Genomic DNA, 19,177 nt, shown 5'->3' on the forward strand with positions numbered 1-19,177 from the left:
TGTCGGTCCCGAGGTCACTCCGCGACGGGGAGATCGAGCGGTGCGCCGTCGACGGTGACGGTTGGATCGCGAACGACGCCGTCGAGGTGGATCGAGGCCTCCGTGGTCCCGCCGATCGAGGCGTCGTCACCGATCGCGAAATGGACCGTTCCGGCCGCCTTCTCGTCGAGCAGGACCGATCCGACGAGATCGGCCACGGCGGTGTTCGTGCCGATGCCGAACTCCGCGAGGTTGTACGCGCCGTCGCCCGACGTTTCGGCCGCGGCGTCGAGTTCCGCGCGGAGTGCGTCGTCGTCGACGTACGTGACCGTCCCGGCAGTGACGTCGATCGAGAGCGTCCCGTCGATCGCACCGTGGGGCATCATCGTCCCGTCGACGACGATCCGGCCCTCGACGTGGAGCGGGCTGACGAACACCTCGCCCGCCGGCAGGTTCGAGAAGTCGCCCGGGCCGTGGACGATCCCGGTATCGCGATGCCACGCGCGATCGCCCGGTCGAACGGTCACGTCGGTCCCGCGCGGCGTCGTAATCTGGATCTGTTCGGCGCCGCTGACGGCGTCGTACACGCGATCGCTGGTCGATGCGATCGCCTCGTAGTCGGCGTCGAGGCCGGTCTCGAAGACGGGTTCGGTGATGCCCGGGAGTGTCGCGATGCGTGCGCCCGCCTCACAGGCGGCTTCACGAGCGCGCGTGTGACTGATGCTTTTCGTCGTCGGCGCGAGCACGACGTCGGCGTCGGCCATCGCCGCGCCCACGGGGGCCGGTGGCTCCTCGCCGTGCTGGTCGCCCGGCGTGTAGGTGAGCATCGAGGCCGCATCGGTTCGCTCGGCGGCGGCCGCTCGGAGCGCCGCGCCGATCGCCTGGCGCTCATCGTCGGTGACGATCAGACAGGATTCGTCGCTCGCGAGGCCCATACACTGATCGATCGCCGTTCTCGCCGGCCCGCGGAGTCGCTCGTCGACGGTGTCCATGGCCGCGCTCGGGGGGCGGGCCCATTCAGTCCATCGGTCAGGACACCGACAGCGTCTCGACCGCGTCGGGACCGACCGGTGCGGTCGTATCGAGGATGGCGACCGCCGGATCCGCGGGGGCCTGTGGGAACGGGAGGCCGCCGGGATTGATTTCGACCGTGCCCGACAGGTCGTCGAGCGTGCGCTCGTGGGTGTGGCCCCGGCAGACGTAGTCGTATGCACCGCTGGCGAGCAGCGCTTCGACGATCGGTTCGCTCGTGCCGTGGTAGACCGCGAACTCGCGGTCGTCGAGGGTCAGGTGGGCGAACTCACCGTGATACGTTCCGAACGCGTCGATCGTCTGCGCGAGCGCCCACTCGCCGTCGTTATTGCCCCGAACGGCGTGGAACGCGAACGATCGATCGAACGGCGTCGCCGCGAACGGCGCGACGATATCTCCACAGTGGATCACGGTGTCGACACCGCGCGATTCGAACGTCTCGACCGCCTGATCGACCGCCGAAAGATCGTCGTGGGTGTCGGAAACGATGCCGACGAGCATGGAGTGGACTGCGACCGGCGACGGAAAAGGGATGGCGATTGCGTCGACTCGGTCACGACGTCGACTGGGTCACGCAACCACTCGATCGGCGTGTCGACCCGATCGGGCCGTCACTCGATCAGGCCGTCTGGGTCGCCTGCTCGATCAGCACTTCGGCGGCTTCGAGTTCCTGGCCCGTGAGCGCGTTGAGGTACGCGCCACCGGCGATCGAGATGTGGTCGTAGTCGTCTTCGCTCAGGCCGTACATCTTCAGCGTCCGAGCGGTGTCGCCGCCACCGATCACTGAGAAACAATCGGTGCGACCGATCGCCTCGATCAGTTCGACCGTCCCGTCCGCGAAGCGCTCGTCCTCGAAGACGCCGACGGCGCCTTTCACGAAGACGGCGTCCGAGTCCTCGATGATCGGCACGTACGAATCGATCGTGTCGTGGCCGATGTCGAGGTACGGATCGGTCTTCTCCGTGATGTCGTCCAGTGCGATCTCCGCGCGCTCGCCCGAATCGTCTTCGAAGGCGAAGTCAGTCGGGAGTTCCAGCTGGTCACGGCTGGTCTCCAGGATGTTCGCCAGCGTGTCCTCGGTCTCGGCGTACTGGTCGTCGAGCAGGTCCATGTCGCCGACGTCCATGCCGACGGGCTTGCCGTCCGCGCGGTGGAACAGTTCGCCGGGAAGGCCACCGACGAGGAACGTGTCGATGGCGTCACCGAGGTTGTTGATGACGCTGATGACGTCCTCACTCTTGTTGCCGCCGAGCACCATCGTGACCTGTCCGTCGGTCTCGCGGGCGCGTTCGGCGACGCCGGTGTTGTACTCGTACTCGCTTTCCATCACGCGACCGGCGTAGGCGGGCAGGACGAGCGGGAAGCCGACCGTCGAGGCGTGCGCGCGATGGGCCGCCGAGTAGGCGTCGTTGACGTACGCGTCGAAGTAGGGCGCAAGCGTCTCGACGAACTCGCTGTCGGCGTGTTCTTCGGGCGGTTTCTCGGGGAGTTCGTCGTCGTTCATCCGGGTGTTCTCCAGCAGGAGAATCTCGCCCGCCGAGAGCCCCTCGATCGCCTCGATTGCGTCGTCGCCGTACGTGTCGGCAACGAACTGGATGGGTTTGCCGACGTACTCCGAGAGGATATCGGCGTGCTGGTCGAGCGAGACGAACGTGTCCCGACCGGGGCGGCCCTGGTGGGCCATCAGCACGACCCGATGCTCCGAATCGGCGAGTTCGCGGACCGTCTCGGCGTACCGGTCGAAGCGGTGGTTGTCCTGGACTTCGCCGTCTTCGACGGGCGAGTTCAGGTCGATGCGCACCAGGACGCGCTGTCCGGGTTCCAGATCGTCGAGTGTGTTGAATTCAGCCATGGGTTGAACGGAACCGAATCGCGAGTGATCGAAAAGCGGTGCGTCTCTACGCGACGTGTTCGGCGACGCGGAGCATCTGGCCCGTGTAGCCCATCTCGTTGTCGTACCAGGCGAAGATCTTCGCGAGTTTGCCACCCTGAACGGTCGAGGTCTTGTTCAGGTCGACACACGAACCGTACTGCCAGCCCAGCACGTCACGCGAGACGATCGGGTCCGAGGTGACGCCCATCGACCCTTCGAGTTCGCCGTTGGCGTACTCCTCGAAGGCAGCGTTGATCTCCTCGACGCCCGGATCGCCGGGCAGGTCGACGACGATTTCGGTGATCGATCCGCTCGGGACCGGGACGCGAATCGCCATCGCCTCGAACTTGCCCTGCAGTTCGGGGAGGATCTGCGGGGTCGCGGTCGAGGCGCCGGTCGTCGTCGGCACGATGTTCTCGGCGGCGGCCCGGCCACGTCGGGTCTTGGATTTGGGGCCGTCGACGATGGACTGGCTGCCCGTGTAGGCGTGGATCGTCGTCATCTCGGCAGCGTCGACGCCGAACTCCTCGAGGAGGACGTACATCGGCGGCGAGACGCTGTTCGTGGTACAGGAGGCGGCGGAGACGACGTCCTCTCCGTCGTACTCGTCGTCGTTGACGCCGTAGACGAACTGCGGGACGGGGTCGTCGCCTTTCGGCGGGGCCGAGATGAGTGTCTTGTCGGCACCGGCGTCGAGGTGGGCTTCGGCCTCGTGTTTCTTGCGGAAGATCCCGGTCGACTCGACGGCCACGTCCACGTCGAGGCTGTCCCAGGGCAGGTCAGTGGGGTCCTGAATGTTGTACAGGGAGATGTCGTTGTCGCCGACGGTGAGCGTGTCACCGTTCAGGTCGACGTCGTATCCGAGGTTGCCGAGCACCGAGTCGTATTTCGTGAGGTACTCGGCCTGCTCGAAGTCCATGATGTCGTTGATCCCGACGACTTCGACGTTGTCGTTCTCGAGAGATGCGCGGAGGGTACAGCGGCCGATACGGCCGTACCCGTTGATGCCGATCCGGACGGGGTCAGATGCACTCATTTTTGAAGGCTCCACTTTGAAATTGCTACACATACGAGTAAATGTTTTTCGATTCCGCCCGGCGGTGACGAGACGGGTCGTGAACCGATTGGTGGCCCGTGGAGACTGGCCCCGTGATCGCAACTGTCTCGAACTCGGAGTGACGCCGACAGAAGGCTTTTGATTCCGACCAGTCAACACCGGGTATGCGACGAGACGATCGCGACGACCCCTTCGACGACTTCTTCGAGGACATCGAGCGGATGATGAACAACATCATGGGCGGCGATTTCGACATGCACGTCGAACACTACGCGGGCCCGGGCGCGCCAAACGGGGTCCCCAACGAGGCCCCCGGGGAGACGGCCACCGACGCCCACGTCGACATCTACGAGGAAGACGCCATGCTCCGCCTGGTGGCCGACCTCCCGGGCGTCGAGAAAAGTGACATCGATCTCAAGTGTGACGGCGAAGTCGTCACGATCGAGGCCAGCGGCGAGCGCCACAACTACGACGAGCGCGTCCGACTGCCCTGTGCGGTCGACGAGACCTCGGCGTCTGCGACCTACAACAACGGTATCCTCGAAGTCGAGTTCGACCGCGCGGACGACCCCGGCGCGAGCATCGATCTCTCCTGACTCGACCGGACGCTTTTACTCACTCGGCCGCCGACGCGTCTGTATGTCACCGACAAACCGTCTCGCGGTCACCTGTCCGGCCTGTTCGCCGGATCGGGAGACCGTCCACGAAGTGCTCTCCGAGGGCGGACAGTTCACCGTCCGGTGTAGCGAGTGTGATCACGTCCACAAGACCGACCCACCGAGCGAGGAGACTGCCTCCAAATCGGTCGTCGTCTCCCAGGACGGCGAGTCCTGGACCGCCTCCACGGAGGTGCCCGTCGACGAGACGATCGCCGTCGGTGAGGAGTTCGTCCTCGAAACCGACGCAGCGATCGTCACCGCGCGGATCACCAGTCTCGAAGTCGAGGACGGCCGGGTGTCGAGTGCGCCCGCCGACGAGGTCGAGACCATCTGGACGCGCGCAGTCGGGAACGTCACCGTCGACGCGACGGTCCACCCCGCCAGCGGCACTCACGACGAGACCGCGAGCGCGACCCTCCAGGTGCCGGGCGACGAGGAGTTCGCGGTGGGCGAGACGATCACCGTCGACGACCGAGAGGCGACCCTCCAGCGCTTCCAGTTGCGCGAGGACGCCCGCGGCTACGATCGCCGGCGCTACGAGCGTGACGGCGACAGCGCGCCCGCCAAAGACCTCGATCGCATCTATCTCCAGTCGACGGACTCGACGGCCTGGTCGGCCTGGTAATGCCCGGGGAGCGAGCCGACGAACGCGCCGACCTCGTGGAACGCCTGCGAGCGCGCGTCGACGACGACCGGGCGCTGGGTGCGATCGAGCGTGTCCCACGTCACGCGTTCGTTCCCGCCGCGCAGCGCGCGGCGGCCTACGAGGATCGGCCCCTGCCGATCGGGGACGGCGAGACCATCTCCGCGCCGCACATGGTCGCGATCATGCTCGCGGATCTCGACCTCTCGGCGGGTGATCGCGTCCTCGAAATCGGGACGGGGTGTGGCTATCACGCCGCGGCGACCGCCGAACTCGTCGGGCCCGAAAACGTCTACAGCGTCGAGTATCACGCCGATCTTGCCGAGCGCGCTCGCGAGACCCTCGCCGCGACGGGGTACGGGGCGATCAGCGTCCGCCACGGCGACGGCCACGACGGCTGGGCCGCGCATGCCCCCTACGACCCGGCGTATCTGACCTGTGCGGCCGACGCGATTCCCGACGCGGTGCGCAAACAGGTCCGCGAGGGTGGGATCGTCCTCGCGCCGATCGGCCGGGGCGTCCAGCGGTTGATCCGGGCGGAGAAGACCAGCGAGGGGTGGACCGAATCCGATCGCGGTGGCGTGCGCTTCGTCGAGATGCACGGGTGACCGTTTGGGCGGACCGTCCAATCGGCCGGCAGCATCGATCGAAGCCGACCCGCTCTACGACCGCAACGCCTCTTCCCGTTCACTCCCCTCCAGCGTTTGCTCTTCCAGATCGGTCGCGACGACCGCTGGCTTGTACGCCGCGCCGTCGATCGGACCGCGATCGCTGACCGACGATTCGACGTACCGCTGGAACGCCCGCCGCTCGGGAGGCAATCGCCCGTAGAGGACGTCGTCCTCGACCAGGTCGTACACCGGAATCCGTGGCGAGAGCAGCGTGTTCTCACCGACGACCGAGCCCGCACCGACCACGAATCCGGAGGTGACTCGGGTCCCCGCGCCCAGCGCGACGTCGTCTTCGACGACGACCGGCGTGCTCTCGACGGGTTCGAGCACGCCACCGATCGTCGTGTTCGCGCCCAGTTTGACGTTCTCACCGATCTGTGCACACGATCCGACCACGTCGTTCGAGTCGACGAGCGTTCCGTCGCCCACGTGGGCCCCGATGTTGACGAACGCGGGGCTCATCAAAATCGCATCGCTCCCGATCGCCGCGCCACGGCGAATGACCGTCCCGTCGGGGGTGTTGCGCGTCCCCCGATCGGCCAGATCCGCGGTCTCGCGCAGCGGGAGCACGTCGTGGTAGGTGACGCCGCCGTGCTCGCGTGGCTGGGTCTCGAACAGCGTAAAGGTTAGGAGAATGCCACGTTTCACCCACGCGTTCGCCACCCACTCGCCGTCCTGGCGCTCGGCGGCACGGATCTCGCCCGTTTCGAGCGCGTCGAGAAAGCGGTCGAGCGTCGCCAGATCCTCCGCGGTCGCACTCGCGGCGTCCAGGCCCGACTCGGAACGCTCCCAGAGCGCGCCGACGTCGCGTTCGAGGCTCATCGGTCGCCCTCCACGTCGACCACGTCGGCAAAGTCGTACCAGCCCGGATCGCGGCCGTCGATCCAGGCCGCGGCGTCGAGTGCGCCCGCGGCGAACACGCCACGGTCCTCCGCGCGGTGGGCGAGCGAGACGACTTCGTCGTTGTCCGCGAGCATGACCTCGTGTTCGCCCCGGATGGTGCCGGCGCGGCGGACGTGAACGCCGACCTCGTCCTCTTCGCGCGGCTGGATCCCCTCGCGCCCGTAGACCGTCTCGTGGGCGCGCTCGCTGTCGATCGTTTCGAGGATGGTCTCGGCGGTGCCGCTCGGGGCGTCACGTTTCCCGTTGTGATGGGTCTCGGTCAACTCGATGTCGTAGCCCGGGAGCCCCCGCACGGCGGTCTCGACGGTCTGGAGGAGGACCTGGATCCCGCGCGCGAAGTTCGCGGCTTTCAAGACCGGCACCGACTCGCTGGCCGCATCGAGGGTCGCGCGGTGGTGGGCCTCCAGCCCGGTCGTTCCGGTGACGATGGCGACGCCCGCCTCGGCACAGACCGGCGCGGCCTTTGCGATCGCTTCGGGAATCGAGAAGTCGACGAGCACGTCGACCCCTCGATCCGCGAGTAGCGTCGCGAGGTCGTCACTGGCTTCGATCGGTGGCTGTGCGTCGGGTCGTGGCTCGGCGTCGACGGCGGCGGCGAGGTCGGCGTCGTGGCGATCCGTGATCGCCTCGACGACGGCCCCACCGGTTCGTCCGTCCGCTCCGAGCACGGCGACGGTCGTCATATCGGGGGCTGCGGACGGTGCGGACAAGAATGGGTCGATCTTACGTCGAGACCGTCGAGGGGCGCTCCGCACCGTCGAGATCGGCCAGGACGCGTTCGAGGTGCTCGCGGTGGTGCTCCGAGAGGCGCGTCAGCGGTGAGCGAACGACGCCGGTGCCGTGCCCGCGGATCGCCATCGCCTCGGTGACGGGGATCGGGTTGGTCTCGACGAACAGCGCACGCGTGAGCGGCCCAAGTTCGTGATGGAGCGCGCGAGCGCGATCGAAATCGCCGGCGCGGGCCGCACCGACCATCGCACAACTCCGCTCGGGTTCGAGGTTCGCGAGGACGCTGATCGCGCCCGTCGCGCCGATCGACAGCATCGGCAGCGTGAGGCCGTCGTCTCCGCTGAGCACGACGAACTCCTGCTCCCGCGTGCGCTCGACGATCTCGGAGATCTGGCCGAGATCACCCGAGGCGGCCTTCAGCGCGACGATGTTGGGGTGATCGGAAAGCTCGACGACGGTGTCGGCGGCGACGTTCTGCCCGGTCCGCGAGGGGACGTTGTAGACGATCTGTGGGCAGTCGATCGCATCAGCGATCGTTCGGTAGTGATCGATCAACCCCGACTGTTCGGGTTTGTTGTAGTACGGCGAGATGAGAAGCAGGCCGTCCGCGCCCGCCTCGACGGCACGCTCGGACAGCGAGAGCGCCTCGCGGGTGTTGTTCGACCCCGTCCCGGCGATCACGGGCACGTCCTCGACGGCGGCGGTAACGGCTTCGATCACCTCGACGTGCTCGTCGTGGGTGAGTGTCGCACTCTCGCCGGTCGAGCCGACCGGAACGAGGCCGTCGACGCCCGCGCGTTCCAGTCGCTGGGCGTTCGCTCTGAGCTGGTCGAAATCGATGCGTTCGTCCTCGGTGAACGGCGTCGTCATCGCTGGATAGACGCCTTCGAACTGGTGGTCTGTCATCGGTGAGTGTGTGGGTTGTGTGACGATCGGTGAGCGCACGAGGCGTCGATTCGGACCGACCCGCGACGGGAGTGCTAGGCCCGCCGCGAGTCTCGCTATCGACGCTTCGGACGCGAGGAAAGGACACGGACCCCCCGGTGGCGAGCCTGTGGGGTCGCGTCGGTCATACATGACGGTGACCACTGGGCTCTATTCAATGTTCCGACACGGAGATACCGACAGCCCGACCGGGTACGTGGTCCAGCGAGCACCGTCTTGAGCACAATCGTTATTGCATGGGAAAAACAAGACTATCGTATGACCGACGATTGGCGCGACGAGATCGAGGCCCAGCGCGACCGCAAGACCGAGTACTTCCGCGACCATCCCCGGTCGCCTGCACCCGACGATTTCGCCGGCCTGGATTTCTACCCCATCGACGCCGACTACCGATTCGACGTGGTCCTCGATCCGTACGACGATCCCGAGACGGTCGCCGTCGAGACGACCGCCGACGGCGAGCAGCGCTATCGCCGCGTCGGGTCGTTCACGGTCGAGATCGACGGCGAGACGGTCACGCTGGACGCGTTCGAACCCGTCAGCGGTGAGGACCGACTGTGGGTCCCGTTTCGGGACGCGACCAGTGGGGCCGAAACCTACGGTGCGGGACGGTATCTCGACCTCGAACCGGAGAGCCACGAGACGGCAGCAGGCTGGATCCTGGATTTCAACGAGGCGTACAATCCGACGTGTGCGTACAATGCGGGCTACGAGTGCCCGCTCGTGCCCGCGTCGAACTGGCTGGAGGTGCCGATCGAGGCCGGCGAAAAGGACTATCCCGGTGACCCGGCCGATCCGATGGGCCACCAGCACTGAGTCGACTCCGGGCCGAGTGTACAGTTTCAGTTCTCGCGCAGCGTGAACCACCAGTCGCGGGCGTCGTAGCCCTCGGCGTCGGCTTCGTCGAGACGCGCTGCGGCCTCGGCTTCGCTGCTCGGCGGCGGGAGGAGCACGCTGTCTCCGAACGTCTCGTTTGCGGGCCAGTCGGCGGGCGTCGCGATACCCTCGTCGTCGGATTTCTGGAGTGCACGAATCGAGCGGAGGATCTCGTCGATGTTCCGCCCGATCTCTTTGGGGTACTGCAACATCTGGCGGACCGTCCCCTCGGGATCGACGATCAGCACGGTCCGGACGGTGTTCGTCCCCGTCTCGGGGTGGAGCATGCCGAGTTTCGCGGAGACGATTCCCGTCTCGTCAGCGATGACCGGAAAGCCGATGTCGACGCCGAGTTCCGCCTCGATCCAGTTCAGCCACTCGATGTGGCTGTGCACCCGGTCGACCGAGAGGCCGATCAGGTTGACGCCGAGTTCCTCGAACTCCTCGCGGCGGTTCTCGAAGGCGACGAACTCCGTCGTACAGACTGGCGTGAAGTCACCGGGATGGCTGAACGCGACGAACCACTCGCCCGCGTAGGCATCGGGGAGCGTCAGTTCGCCCTGCGTGGTCTGGACCTCGATCTCGGGAAACGACTCGCCCAGCATCGGTGGGCGCGGCGTGTAGGTATTCTCCATACGATCAAGCGTAGGCCCGCCGTCGACAAAAACGACCGTGGTTTTCAGTGGGTTACAAATCCGCTCCGAATCCGACGGCTGCGCCGTCGTCGCGGGCCCGGGCGGCCGCGTCGTCGATGTCGAACTCACGGACGACCGATCCGTCCTCGATCAGCGGTTCGAGCAGCGGTTCGCCCGCGGACTCGTCACCGGCGCCCGCGCGCGTGATCGCGTGGCCACCCTCGGGCGTCCGATACACCTGCTTCGCGCCCGAGAGCTTGCCGCGCTTGGCCGCCGGTTCGCCCTCGACGGCGACGATGTCGAGGCCGAAATCCAGCGGGTCGGCGTTGCTGACGTAGCCACCGACGCCGAACCCGTCGACGTGCGCGCGGAGCGCTCGCAACTCGTCGGGGCCGAGCCCACCCGAGACGAAGATGCCGACGTCGTCGTGGCCGCGCGCGTCGAGTTCCCAGCGGACCTCCCGGACGATGCGTTCGAAGTCACCACGGCGCGAACTCGTCGTGTCCAGCCGAACGCTGTCGAGGCCGTCGACGGCTTCGGCGGCCCGGATCGCCTCGTCGACCTCGTCGCTGTAGGTGTCGGACAGGGCAACGCGAGGGACGTCCGGATCGACGGCGGCGTCGAACGCCTGCCAGGCGGCCTCCTGTTCGCCCCGCCCGAAACAGATCATCAGTGCGTGGGGCATCGTCCCGCCGGCCTCCCGATCGATCACCGCGCCCGCCGCAACGTTCGAGATGCCGTCCAGCCCACCGATCAGTGCCGAGCGCTCGACGACCGCACCGAGACTCGGGTGGACGTGCCGAGAGCCGAAACTCAGCACCGTCGAGTCGGGGGCAGCGTTTCGAACCTCCAGCGCGCGCGTCGCCATCCCGGACGCGTGTGAGAGAAATCCGAGTAGCGCGGTCTCGTACCGTGCGAACGAGGCGTATCGGCCCTCGATGCGCATGACGGGCCCGCCGTCGAACAGACGACCTTCCGGGATCGCGAGCACGTCGATCGGCAGGCCCTCCAGGAGGTGGGCGGCGTCGTCGAGACCCGCGAGCACCGACCAGTCGCCGGAGGGGAACTGCGAGGCGTTGACCTCCGCGACGACGTGTGGATTCCGTCCGGCGTGTGCGAGCGTGCGTTCGGTGCGATCGAAGTACGCGTCGGTCGCCGCGCCGGAGGCAATGGCGTCCTGATCGACGACGGTGAACGGACCCTGGGTCATAGCTGTCGGTCGATCGGGGTGGAAAAAAGCAGTCGGATTCGGTCGGCGGCTACGCGCGTCGCCACCACGTCAGGCCGACCAGTGTGACGGTCGCGATAACGAGTGCGAGGACGGGGCCAGGGCCCGGGCCGAAGCCAGTCGACTCCCGGGTGATCGGTTCGAGGTCGCCGCGCTCGGCGGTGCCCGTGGTCGGGACTTCCCGTACCGATCCGGCGTGGACCGCATCCAGAGCGTCGATCGACGGGGCGTTGACGATCCGCACGGTCGCCCCGTCGCGCTCGACGGCGAACGCGTCCGCGAACGGGCCCTCGACGACCCGATAGACGTTCTCGTAGCCTACGACGGCCTGCGCGTCACGCACACCGAGCAACTGCCGGTAGCCCTCGTGAAACTCCCGGGCCTCTTCAGGAGAGTCCCAGACGGTCTCGACGACGTAGCCCGTCTCGTTGGTCGCGGCCGACTCGTCGGTGACGTAGGGGACCATCCGATCGCCGTCCCACCCCGCAGTGTAGCGGTGATCGTAGGCGTAGGGGGCCAATGCGTCGACCTGGCCCGTCGAGTCGTTGTATCGCAAATGGTCGGATCGCGGGATGACGCTCCGTTCGCCGTCTGTCTCGTAGGACGGATACCACATCGCGACGAACCAGCCAGCCTCACCGAACGAATCGTCGTTCGGCGCGTCCGTCCGGTTCAGCCGATCCCAGGAGTCGTTACTCCGGTCTTCGATCGTCACCGTGGTCGGATCGTCGGTGCCGTACGCCTCGGGGTGGATGATCTGCTCGGTCGAGTCGGGTGGGTCGTCGTAGACCGCGTCGACGGCGTCCCAGCCTTCCGTCTCGCGGAGGTGGCGGACGAACGCCGGGCCACTGCTGTAGGGCATATACTGGATCTGGAACAACCCGATGTGTGGCTCCGAGGAACTGTTCGCGCTGGACCCTCGATCGTCGGGCTGGAGGCAGGTGTCGGCCCAGTCCTGGGTACACCGCCGCTCGTAGAGGTGATCGACGTAGTTGCCGTCGCCCTCGACGATGCCGTTCCGGGCGTTGACCGCTTCGGTCGTCCGGTTTTCCGGCTGTGGAATGTCGAACTGCTGATCCTGGAGTGCGTGATACAGCTCCTGGGAGAGCGTGATCTCGTCGATCTTGGGGTGGGTCGCGTTCTCGGAGACCAGCGTGATCGCCTCGTCGCTGGGCGCGTAGTACCCCTGGACGTTCCCCGTCGAATGACGCTCCTGGATCGCCGCCACGTCGGTCGACTCGCCCACGAGAAACAGCGACTCGGCGGCGACGTTGTCGAGGAGGCGTTCCTCCCGCGAGACGTTGGCGTACCCCGAGGACACGTCGGCGGCGTGCTCGTCGCGGGTGATCACCCGGACGGGCGGCCGACTCTCGAACTCGACGCCACGGATCACCTCGACGCGCGCCATCGTGCGAGCGACGACCGCCTCGCGCTCGTCGGCGTCGAGGCCGTCGTTCGCGTCGACATCGATCGATTCGTTGTACCAGACGCCGTCCTCCCAGCCGATAGGGTCGCCGGCCGGGTCCGGGGGTGCCGCCGTGACGACACCCGAGAGCGCGGCGATCGCGAGGACCGCCAGTGCCAGTCCGGCGATCACCCGAACGCTGTGCATGGACTCCCTTCCGGGCCTGTCGACATAACTGGTGCGCCGACGCCAACGACGTGATCGACGGCCCGGCGTCACGTGATCGACGGTCCGGCGTCGGCCGAACGTTCAACTGGCCCTCGATCGAACGGCGGCGTATGGACCCCGATCGCACGGCGCTGATCGTCGTCGACATGCAGCGGAGTTTCTGCCATCCCGACGGCAGTCTGTACGCCCCGCCCTCGGCGGACGCCATCGACCCCTGTGCCGACCTCGTCGAGCGCACGCGCGCGGCGGGCGGGACGGTCGTGTTCACCCGGGACGTCCACCCGCCCGACCAGTTCGACGACGCGCATTACTACGACGAGTTCGACCGCTGGGGCGAACACGTCGTCGAAGGGTCGGCCGACGCCGCGCTGGTCGACGCGCTCGATCCCGCGGACGCCGACCTCGTCGTCGAGAAACACACCTACGACGCGTTCTATCGGACGCAACTGGAGGGCTACCTCGACGCCCACGGGATCGACGACCTGGTGATCTGTGGCACGCTCGCGAACGTCTGTGTGTTGCATACGGCGTCGAGTGCGGGCCTGCGGGATTTCCGCCCGATCCTCGTCGAGGACGCGGTCGGCTTTCTCGACCCCGACGATCGAGCGTACGCGCTCGATCACGCCGACTGGCTGTTCGGTGAGGTCCGCACGCGCGACGAGATCGACTTCGACTGATTCAGAGCCGAAAGAGCCCGATGGCGACGATCGAACAGTCTCGACCGAGCGTCACACTCCCTCCTGGAGACGGTCGTACCGCTCGACGAACGCCGCTTCGCAGTTCGGACAGCAGAAGTGATAGACCCGCCCGTCGATCCGGCGGCGTTCGCCCTCGCTGGTGACGCTGTTGGAACACTCGACACACGAGATATCGAGGGTGGCGTCGTCGAGGGCCACCGTCGAATCGACGTCGGTGAGCACCGAGACCTCGACCCCGTCGATCACCGAGCGGTCTGTGTGGGCGTCGAGAAACGCCCACGCGTCGATCTCCTGGAGGTATGCGACGACGATCAGATCGCCGTCGGCGGTCCGGTAGCGGTGATCGACGGCCGACACGTCCGCGAGATCACTCGCGACCGTCTCCATCGCGGTCGGATCGGGCGAGATCCGAATCTGGACGGGCGTCCCCGCGTCGAGAATCGATCGATCCACGTCGATCGTGAACCGCTGGATGACACCCATCTCTCGAAGCCGGTCGATCCGGTCGGAGACTGCCGGACCGGAGAGGTCGACCGCGTCAGCGATGTCGCTGAACGGCCGGCGACCGTCCGAGAGCAGGAGGTCCAGAATCGTTCGATCCGTCTCGTCGAGTCCACGCATGGCGTACCAATACCACCCCGTTCACAAACCGGTTGTGACCGCTCGCGGGCCCACGACACCGGAACCTGCGCTGTCGAGGCCCGCAGTGGGGCGTGAATCTTTTCATCCGTTCGGCACCTACGAAGAAGGGATGACAACATCACGAACTGGGATCGCTCTGGTGGGGATCGTGGCGGCGTTGCTCGTCACGAGTGGGGTCGCCGTCGCGGCCCCGTCGATTTCGGCGTCGGCCGGCGACGCCGCGCCCGGCGAGACGGTCACCGTCGAGATGACGGTCCAGGAGGTGGGAGTCCTGTCAGTGACGGGCATCCCAAGCGACTGGGAGATCGAATCGTACGACAGCGCGGGCGGAACACCGCAGGTCGGGACGACCGACGGCGCACAGAAGATCGGGTGGACGTGGAACGAGGACCGATCTGCCGACATCTCGGTGACGCTCGCCGTGCCCGACGACGCGAGCGACGCCTCGCTGACGATCGAAGCATCGAACATTGCCGACGAGACTGTCACGGAGTCGCTGACGGTGGCCGTCGAGGACGGGAGCGACGACAGCGAGAGCGACGGTGGCGATGGTGGGGTCGGCGGTGGTGAGAACATCGACATCGAGACCGACGACCCGACGACGGAGGCGAGCGACGAGTCGACCGCCGAGGACACCGAAACCGAGTCCGAGGACACCGGGGCTGACACCGACGAGGCGACGACCGACGACGCTGCCGACGTGAACGAAGGCGGCGCGGAGTCGTCCCCGACCGAACAGTCGGACAGTTCACCGACCGACGCCGGCGGGCCAGGCTTTTCGGCCGCGCTGGCGCTGATCGCACTGGTCGCTGTGGCGGCACTCGCCCGGCGTGCGTGATGGGTCAGATCGCTGTTTGAGCCTCAGACAGACCCTTGACGGTCGGGGCCGTGGAGCGTGTATGGGACGGCTGCTGGGGATTACGCACCGAACGGAGACTCCGCCGGACGGACCGCGCGTGCTGGATCTGGACAGCCCGGACGGCGAGGCCGCGATCGACGCGCTCGCCTCCGAGACGGCGCGACGACTCCTCTCGGAGTTGTACGAACAGCCAGCGACGCCGCCGGAACTCCGTGACGCGGTCGAGACCTCCCTGCAGAACGTTCACTACCACCTCGACCAGCTTTCGGAGGCCGGTCTGGTTCGTGACGGCGGCGTGAGCTACTCCGAGAAAGGCACGGAGATGACGGTGTACGAACCGGCGGGCGAGGCCCTGCTCGTCGTCGCGGGCGAACGGTCGGTTCGCGATCGGATACGGGTGCTGGTGACACGGATGCTCGGGAGCGTCGCGGTCCTCACGGTCGCGACGCTCGCGTTCGCCGTCGGGATCGACCTGTTCGGCGTCGGTGGGTCGGCCGACTACGGTGACGGAGCTCCCGAATCGGGCGGCGACGTCGGACTCCAGGCTCAGGACACCGCGAGTCAGGCGGCCAGCCAGACGACGATCGATCCCGTGCTCGCCTTTGCCCTCGGGGGCCTGGTGATCGTCCTCGTCGTCGGTGTGGTCTGGGCCGTCCGGTCCGCGGACGTGCAAATCCGGACATAGTAAGGCGTTTGGCCCCGACCGACCCAGATCGAGTATGGAGCCCGAGTCCGTCTCCGAGATCGGTCCAGAGCGGCGAGAAGCGCTGTTCGAGCGGGACTCCGGGATCGGTGAGATCCGCACGGACGCCCGCGAGATCGTCGAGCACGTGCGGGCCGACGGTGACGACGCGCTCCGGGAGTGCGCCGCGAAATACGATGGCGTCGAGATCGACGCGATCGAGATCACCGACCGGGCCGCCGACGCCTACGACGCCATCGATACGGCTGCTCGCGAGGCGATCGATCAGGCCATCGCGAACGTCGAAGCGTTTCACGCGCGCCAGGTGCCCGAGGACTGGGATCTCGAACGCGAGGGGGTGCGTCTGGGCCGGCGGTATCACCCGCTCGATTCGGCGGGCGTGTACGCACCCGGCGGGACGGCCGCCTACCCGTCGAGTGCGATCATGGGGATCGTCCCCGCGCGCGTCGCCGGCGTCGATCGTGTCGTCGTCGCGACCCCGCCCGCCGAACAGATCAACCCCGTGACGCTGGCGGCGATCGACGCCGCCGGGGCGGACGCCGTCTACCAGATGGGTGGGGCACAGGCCATCGGCGCGCTCGCCTACGGCACCGAGACGGTCGCTCCGGTCGACGTCGTCGTCGGGCCGGGCAACCGGTGGGTCACCGCCGCCAAGGAGTACGTCCGTGGCGACGTCAACATCGACATGCTCGCCGGGCCGAGCGAGGTGATCGTCGTCGCCGACGAGACGACCGACCCCGATCGGGTCGCCGTCGAGATGCTCGCCCAGGCCGAACACGACCCGAACGCCGCCTGCGTGGCAGTCCTCACCGACCGGGAGGTGGCCGAGCGATCGATCGAACGCATGGAGGCACGGATTCCCGACCGCGAGCGCGCGGACATCATCCGCGAGGCCCTGGCCAACGAGTCGAGTGGCGTGTTCGTCGCCAGTTCGACGGCCGAGGCGATCGCGTTCGCGAACGAGTATGCGGGCGAGCACATCTACGTCGACACGGCCGACCCCGAGGCGACGATGGCCGAGATTTCGAACTACGGGAGCGCATTCCTCGGCCCGTACACGCCCGTCGCAGCGGGTGACTACGCCAGCGGGACGAACCACGTCCTGCCGACCGGCGGGACGGCCAGTCTCCAGGCCGGCCTCTCGGTGGACGACTTCGTGCGGTCTGCGACGGTCCAGCGGCTGGATCACGAGGGTCTCGCCGACCTGCGCGAGACGATCACGACGCTCGCTGATCGTGAGGGACTGGAGGCCCACGCCGCGAGCGTCGACGCGCGGTTCGAGGAGTAAGGGGCGGTCGGGACCGCCGCCGACGATCGGTCAGGACGGCAGCGGATAGAGTCGGCCGTCGGCCCGGACGACCCGAACGGTCTCGCCGGCGTCCAGATCGTCGGGCCGCGGAATCGAGACGGTCTCGTAGCTGTCTGGATCGATCACCTGGATTGCGTTCGCGTCTTCGACGGTGACGAGTGTCGTCTCGGTCGCGTCCGCGCGGTTTCCGAGCACCTCGAACGATTCGTCCGCCTCGAAACGCTCGGGCGCGCCGGTCGCGAGTCGCCGGCCACGATAGGTCTCGCCAACGCTCTCGATCACGAGCGGACCGTCGCCGTCCGCGGGATCGACGATCGCGCCCTCGCTGTGGGCCGGCAGGCGAACGGCGTAGGTCACACGATAGACCTCGTTGCCGTCGCCGTCTTCGGTCACGAGCGTACTCGACTCGCCGATCCGGCCGCCGAGGTCGTCCTGAAGGCGACGAGCGACCTGTCGGCCGAGTTTCGGCGTCGAGAGTTTGGCGTCCAGGCCCGCTTCGACCAGGCCGCACTCGGTCATGAACGCGTCGCGATCGCCAGATTCGGCGGCGTCTGCGACGACCGAGCGGACGATCGCCTCCGCGTCCGCACACTCCTCGTCGGTCGGGGTGCGATCGATCGCGCGGAGTTGGACGACGCTGCCGTAGGAGCCACCGGCGATCCGCCCGCAGCGCGTACAGGTCCCGTGGCCGATCTTGACCGGGACCGTCACGGTCTCGGAGACCACCTCACCGCGCAACGTCCCGGTGAACTCCGAGTGGACCTCGACGGTCGTCTCGTCGACCTGCTCGGGCGCGACTGCCCAGGTGACGTCGTCGGCGTCGACGTGGACGCCCACCGCTTCCGTGACGGCGTCGATCGCGACGTCGACGCGGTCATCGGCCTCGACGTCGACCCAGCGATTGCCCCGCTGGACCGCCCCGCAGTGCGCACAGAGCTGAATTTCGATTCGGTCGGGCGCGGTGACGAGGTCGTACTCCTCGATCGTGCAGGGCACACAGAGCCCACGCCCCTCGGGGTCCGCCGTGTTCTCGACGGGGTCCCCACAGCGCGGACAGAACCGGCCCGATCCTGGCATACTCGCGATTCACGACGCGTAATCAAAAGCACGGCGCTCTCCAGGGTGGGGGCTTGTCCGGGCCGCACTGCAGCGACCGACCCTGCGACGCGCTCGCACGACCGGTGTGTTTTTTGGGCCGAGTGGCCCAATACCCATATGGAGTGGTCGACAGACTGGGGCCTCCGTGGGCGGATGGCCGTCACGATGGGCCTGCTGTTCGCGGTGTATCTGGTCTTCGTCGCCGTGTTGACGTTGTATTTCGAGAACATGCTGTTCGCGGTCGTCCTCCTCGGTGGGTTCTCGCTCGCTCAGCTGTTCTTTAGCGAAAAGCTCGCGCTGTACAGCATGGGGGCCAAACGGGTCGACCCCGAGGAGTACCCCGACCTCCACGACGCGGTCACACGGCTCTCCCAGCAGGCCGATCTGCCGAAACCCGACGTCGCGGTCGCTGACACCCGGACACCCAACGCCTTCGCCGCCGGGCGCTCACAGTCGTCGGCGACGGTCTGTGTCACGACGGGACTGCTCGACACGCTCGATCGCGAGGAACTCGACGGCGTGCTCGCCCACGAACTCGCTCACGTCAAGAATCGCGACGTGATGGTGATGACGATCGCAACCTTCCTCTCCTCGATCGCGTTTTTGATCGTGCGATGGGGCTGGCTGTTCGGCGGTGGCGGCCGCGATCGACGCGGCGGCGGTGGCGGTGGCGTGATCGTCGCGATCGGACTCTCGCTCGTGGTCTGGATCATTTCGTTCCTGTTGATTCGCGCGCTCTCACGCTATCGGGAGTACGCCGCCGATCGGGGCGGGGCGGCCATCACCGGCCAGCCGTCCGCGCTCGCGAGCGCGCTCGCGAAGATTTCCAACCGGATGGACCGCGTGCCCAACGAAGACCTCCGCGAACAGAGCGAGATGAACGCGCTGTTCGTGATCCCGATCGACACCAGCATCGTCGGCAAACTGTTCCGAACCCACCCGCCGACCGAGAAGCGCATCGATCGACTGCGCGATCTGGAGCGGGAACTCGAAACGGTCTGATCG

The 19,177-nt window shown here is 67.2% G+C and carries 21 protein-coding genes; 9 read left to right on the plus strand and 12 right to left on the minus strand.

The window, feature by feature from the left end; genetic code table 11:
* Positions 1-14: 14 nt before the first annotated feature.
* The 4 genes from HARCEL1_RS06420 to gap form a co-directional block, all read right to left on the minus strand.
* Positions 15-971: an aminopeptidase gene (locus HARCEL1_RS06420; RefSeq protein ID WP_108381730.1), complete on the minus strand. Its 957-nt coding sequence runs from the start codon at positions 969-971 to the stop codon at positions 15-17.
* Positions 972-1,008: 37 nt separating this feature from the next.
* Positions 1,009-1,512 (minus strand): metallophosphoesterase, encoded by a 504-nt coding sequence (locus HARCEL1_RS06425; protein ID WP_108381731.1) that lies wholly within the window; start codon positions 1,510-1,512, stop codon positions 1,009-1,011.
* 118 nt (positions 1,513-1,630) lie between these two features.
* A complete protein-coding gene (locus tag HARCEL1_RS06430; RefSeq protein ID WP_108381732.1) occupies positions 1,631-2,863 on the minus strand; it encodes a phosphoglycerate kinase in 1,233 nt (410 codons plus the stop codon).
* A gap of 46 nt (positions 2,864-2,909) precedes the next feature.
* The gene (gap, locus tag HARCEL1_RS06435) at positions 2,910-3,920 is read right to left on the minus strand and encodes a type I glyceraldehyde-3-phosphate dehydrogenase (protein ID WP_108381733.1); all 1,011 of its coding nucleotides are present in this window, start codon (positions 3,918-3,920) and stop codon (positions 2,910-2,912) included.
* A 185-nt stretch (positions 3,921-4,105) separates the two neighbouring features.
* On the opposite strand from gap, the gene HARCEL1_RS06440 reads away from it, so the two are divergent.
* Genes HARCEL1_RS06440 through HARCEL1_RS06450 form a run of 3 tightly spaced genes read left to right on the plus strand, consistent with a single transcriptional unit; the run spans position 4,106 to position 5,851 of the window.
* Positions 4,106-4,537, plus strand: coding sequence for an Hsp20/alpha crystallin family protein (locus tag HARCEL1_RS06440; RefSeq protein WP_108381734.1), 432 nt, complete (start codon positions 4,106-4,108; stop codon positions 4,535-4,537).
* 43 nt (positions 4,538-4,580) lie between these two features.
* Positions 4,581-5,225, plus strand: a complete 645-nt coding sequence (locus tag HARCEL1_RS06445; RefSeq protein ID WP_108381735.1) for an HVO_0476 family zinc finger protein — start codon at positions 4,581-4,583, stop codon at positions 5,223-5,225.
* Positions 5,225-5,851 carry a protein-L-isoaspartate(D-aspartate) O-methyltransferase gene (locus tag HARCEL1_RS06450; RefSeq protein WP_108381736.1) on the plus strand — a complete coding sequence of 209 codons (627 nt, stop codon included), beginning with the start codon at positions 5,225-5,227 and terminating at the stop codon, positions 5,849-5,851. Before HARCEL1_RS06445 ends, HARCEL1_RS06450 begins: the two co-directional genes overlap by 1 nt.
* A 54-nt stretch (positions 5,852-5,905) precedes the next feature.
* On the opposite strand, the gene HARCEL1_RS06455 is transcribed toward HARCEL1_RS06450, so the two are convergent.
* From HARCEL1_RS06455 to dapA, 3 genes are read right to left on the minus strand one after another with little or no spacing between them, the layout of a single operon-like run.
* Positions 5,906-6,736: a 2,3,4,5-tetrahydropyridine-2,6-dicarboxylate N-succinyltransferase gene (locus tag HARCEL1_RS06455; RefSeq protein ID WP_108381737.1), complete on the minus strand. Its 831-nt coding sequence runs from the start codon at positions 6,734-6,736 to the stop codon at positions 5,906-5,908.
* Positions 6,733-7,500, minus strand: coding sequence for a 4-hydroxy-tetrahydrodipicolinate reductase (dapB, locus tag HARCEL1_RS06460; protein WP_108381738.1), 768 nt, complete (start codon positions 7,498-7,500; stop codon positions 6,733-6,735). Before dapB ends, HARCEL1_RS06455 begins: the two co-directional genes overlap by 4 nt.
* Before the next feature lie 40 nt (positions 7,501-7,540).
* Positions 7,541-8,452 carry a 4-hydroxy-tetrahydrodipicolinate synthase gene (gene dapA / locus HARCEL1_RS06465; RefSeq protein WP_108381739.1) on the minus strand — a complete coding sequence of 304 codons (912 nt, stop codon included), beginning with the start codon at positions 8,450-8,452 and terminating at the stop codon, positions 7,541-7,543.
* A 297-nt stretch (positions 8,453-8,749) separates the two neighbouring features.
* Here dapA and HARCEL1_RS06470 point away from each other — a divergent pair, with 297 nt between their 5' ends.
* Positions 8,750-9,307 (plus strand): DUF1684 domain-containing protein, encoded by a 558-nt coding sequence (locus HARCEL1_RS06470; protein ID WP_108381740.1) that lies wholly within the window; start codon positions 8,750-8,752, stop codon positions 9,305-9,307.
* A gap of 26 nt (positions 9,308-9,333) precedes the next feature.
* On the opposite strand, the gene HARCEL1_RS06475 is transcribed toward HARCEL1_RS06470, so the two are convergent.
* From HARCEL1_RS06475 to HARCEL1_RS06485, 3 genes are read right to left on the minus strand one after another with little or no spacing between them, the layout of a single operon-like run.
* Positions 9,334-10,002: a peroxiredoxin gene (locus HARCEL1_RS06475; protein WP_108381741.1), complete on the minus strand. Its 669-nt coding sequence runs from the start codon at positions 10,000-10,002 to the stop codon at positions 9,334-9,336.
* Between the two features lie 52 nt (positions 10,003-10,054).
* On the minus strand, positions 10,055-11,212 hold the full coding sequence (locus HARCEL1_RS06480) for a nicotinate phosphoribosyltransferase (protein WP_108381742.1): 1,158 nt from the start codon (positions 11,210-11,212) through the stop codon (positions 10,055-10,057).
* Between the two features lie 49 nt (positions 11,213-11,261).
* Complete coding sequence (locus tag HARCEL1_RS06485) at positions 11,262-12,842, minus strand: Hvo_1808 family surface protein (RefSeq protein ID WP_108381743.1); 1,581 nt, start codon at positions 12,840-12,842, stop codon at positions 11,262-11,264.
* 131 nt (positions 12,843-12,973) lie between these two features.
* Here HARCEL1_RS06485 and HARCEL1_RS06490 point away from each other — a divergent pair, with 131 nt between their 5' ends.
* On the plus strand, positions 12,974-13,540 hold the full coding sequence (locus HARCEL1_RS06490) for a cysteine hydrolase family protein (protein ID WP_108384134.1): 567 nt from the start codon (positions 12,974-12,976) through the stop codon (positions 13,538-13,540).
* 51 nt (positions 13,541-13,591) lie between these two features.
* Here HARCEL1_RS06490 and HARCEL1_RS06495 read toward each other — a convergent pair whose 3' ends face one another.
* Positions 13,592-14,182 (minus strand): AsnC family transcriptional regulator, encoded by a 591-nt coding sequence (locus tag HARCEL1_RS06495; RefSeq protein WP_108381744.1) that lies wholly within the window; start codon positions 14,180-14,182, stop codon positions 13,592-13,594.
* Positions 14,183-14,312: 130 nt separating this feature from the next.
* On the opposite strand from HARCEL1_RS06495, the gene HARCEL1_RS06500 reads away from it, so the two are divergent.
* The 3 genes from HARCEL1_RS06500 to hisD all read left to right on the plus strand — a co-directional run bounded on the left by HARCEL1_RS06500 (position 14,313) and on the right by hisD (position 17,053).
* A complete protein-coding gene (locus HARCEL1_RS06500; protein ID WP_159077046.1) occupies positions 14,313-15,041 on the plus strand; it encodes a PGF-CTERM sorting domain-containing protein in 729 nt (242 codons plus the stop codon).
* Positions 15,042-15,102: 61 nt separating this feature from the next.
* Positions 15,103-15,747, plus strand: coding sequence for an ArsR/SmtB family transcription factor (locus HARCEL1_RS06505; protein ID WP_108381745.1), 645 nt, complete (start codon positions 15,103-15,105; stop codon positions 15,745-15,747).
* Positions 15,748-15,781: 34 nt separating this feature from the next.
* Positions 15,782-17,053 (plus strand): histidinol dehydrogenase, encoded by a 1,272-nt coding sequence (hisD, locus tag HARCEL1_RS06510; RefSeq protein ID WP_108381746.1) that lies wholly within the window; start codon positions 15,782-15,784, stop codon positions 17,051-17,053.
* 30 nt (positions 17,054-17,083) lie between these two features.
* Here hisD and HARCEL1_RS06515 read toward each other — a convergent pair whose 3' ends face one another.
* Positions 17,084-18,151 (minus strand): 60S ribosomal export protein NMD3, encoded by a 1,068-nt coding sequence (locus HARCEL1_RS06515; protein ID WP_108381747.1) that lies wholly within the window; start codon positions 18,149-18,151, stop codon positions 17,084-17,086.
* A 138-nt stretch (positions 18,152-18,289) separates the two neighbouring features.
* Between HARCEL1_RS06515 and htpX the strand changes: the two genes are divergently transcribed.
* Positions 18,290-19,174 carry a zinc metalloprotease HtpX gene (htpX, locus tag HARCEL1_RS06520; protein ID WP_108381748.1) on the plus strand — a complete coding sequence of 295 codons (885 nt, stop codon included), beginning with the start codon at positions 18,290-18,292 and terminating at the stop codon, positions 19,172-19,174.
* Positions 19,175-19,177 lie beyond the last annotated feature (3 nt).

This window comes from Halococcoides cellulosivorans (genome assembly GCF_003058365.1).
GTDB lineage: Archaea > Halobacteriota > Halobacteria > Halobacteriales > Haloarculaceae > Halococcoides > Halococcoides cellulosivorans.

Excerpts from the sequence above, each read along its gene's own strand:
- HARCEL1_RS06420 (WP_108381730.1), bottom strand. The coding sequence starts at position 971 with ATGGACACCGTCGACGAGCGACTCCGCGGGCCGGCGAGAACGGCGATC.
- HARCEL1_RS06425 (WP_108381731.1), bottom strand. The coding sequence starts at position 1,512 with ATGCTCGTCGGCATCGTTTCCGACACCCACGACGATCTTTCGGCGGTC.
- HARCEL1_RS06430 (WP_108381732.1), bottom strand. The coding sequence starts at position 2,863 with ATGGCTGAATTCAACACACTCGACGATCTGGAACCCGGACAGCGCGTC.
- gap (WP_108381733.1), bottom strand. The coding sequence starts at position 3,920 with ATGAGTGCATCTGACCCCGTCCGGATCGGCATCAACGGGTACGGCCGT.
- HARCEL1_RS06440 (WP_108381734.1), top strand. The coding sequence starts at position 4,106 with ATGCGACGAGACGATCGCGACGACCCCTTCGACGACTTCTTCGAGGAC.
- HARCEL1_RS06445 (WP_108381735.1), top strand. The coding sequence starts at position 4,581 with ATGTCACCGACAAACCGTCTCGCGGTCACCTGTCCGGCCTGTTCGCCG.
- HARCEL1_RS06450 (WP_108381736.1), top strand. The coding sequence starts at position 5,225 with ATGCCCGGGGAGCGAGCCGACGAACGCGCCGACCTCGTGGAACGCCTG.
- HARCEL1_RS06455 (WP_108381737.1), bottom strand. The coding sequence starts at position 6,736 with ATGAGCCTCGAACGCGACGTCGGCGCGCTCTGGGAGCGTTCCGAGTCG.
- dapB (WP_108381738.1), bottom strand. The coding sequence starts at position 7,500 with ATGACGACCGTCGCCGTGCTCGGAGCGGACGGACGAACCGGTGGGGCC.
- dapA (WP_108381739.1), bottom strand. The coding sequence starts at position 8,452 with ATGACAGACCACCAGTTCGAAGGCGTCTATCCAGCGATGACGACGCCG.
- HARCEL1_RS06470 (WP_108381740.1), top strand. The coding sequence starts at position 8,750 with ATGACCGACGATTGGCGCGACGAGATCGAGGCCCAGCGCGACCGCAAG.
- HARCEL1_RS06475 (WP_108381741.1), bottom strand. The coding sequence starts at position 10,002 with ATGGAGAATACCTACACGCCGCGCCCACCGATGCTGGGCGAGTCGTTT.
- HARCEL1_RS06480 (WP_108381742.1), bottom strand. The coding sequence starts at position 11,212 with ATGACCCAGGGTCCGTTCACCGTCGTCGATCAGGACGCCATTGCCTCC.
- HARCEL1_RS06485 (WP_108381743.1), bottom strand. The coding sequence starts at position 12,842 with ATGCACAGCGTTCGGGTGATCGCCGGACTGGCACTGGCGGTCCTCGCG.
- HARCEL1_RS06490 (WP_108384134.1), top strand. The coding sequence starts at position 12,974 with ATGGACCCCGATCGCACGGCGCTGATCGTCGTCGACATGCAGCGGAGT.
- HARCEL1_RS06495 (WP_108381744.1), bottom strand. The coding sequence starts at position 14,182 with ATGCGTGGACTCGACGAGACGGATCGAACGATTCTGGACCTCCTGCTC.
- HARCEL1_RS06500 (WP_159077046.1), top strand. The coding sequence starts at position 14,313 with ATGACAACATCACGAACTGGGATCGCTCTGGTGGGGATCGTGGCGGCG.
- HARCEL1_RS06505 (WP_108381745.1), top strand. The coding sequence starts at position 15,103 with ATGGGACGGCTGCTGGGGATTACGCACCGAACGGAGACTCCGCCGGAC.
- hisD (WP_108381746.1), top strand. The coding sequence starts at position 15,782 with ATGGAGCCCGAGTCCGTCTCCGAGATCGGTCCAGAGCGGCGAGAAGCG.
- HARCEL1_RS06515 (WP_108381747.1), bottom strand. The coding sequence starts at position 18,151 with ATGCCAGGATCGGGCCGGTTCTGTCCGCGCTGTGGGGACCCCGTCGAG.
- htpX (WP_108381748.1), top strand. The coding sequence starts at position 18,290 with ATGGAGTGGTCGACAGACTGGGGCCTCCGTGGGCGGATGGCCGTCACG.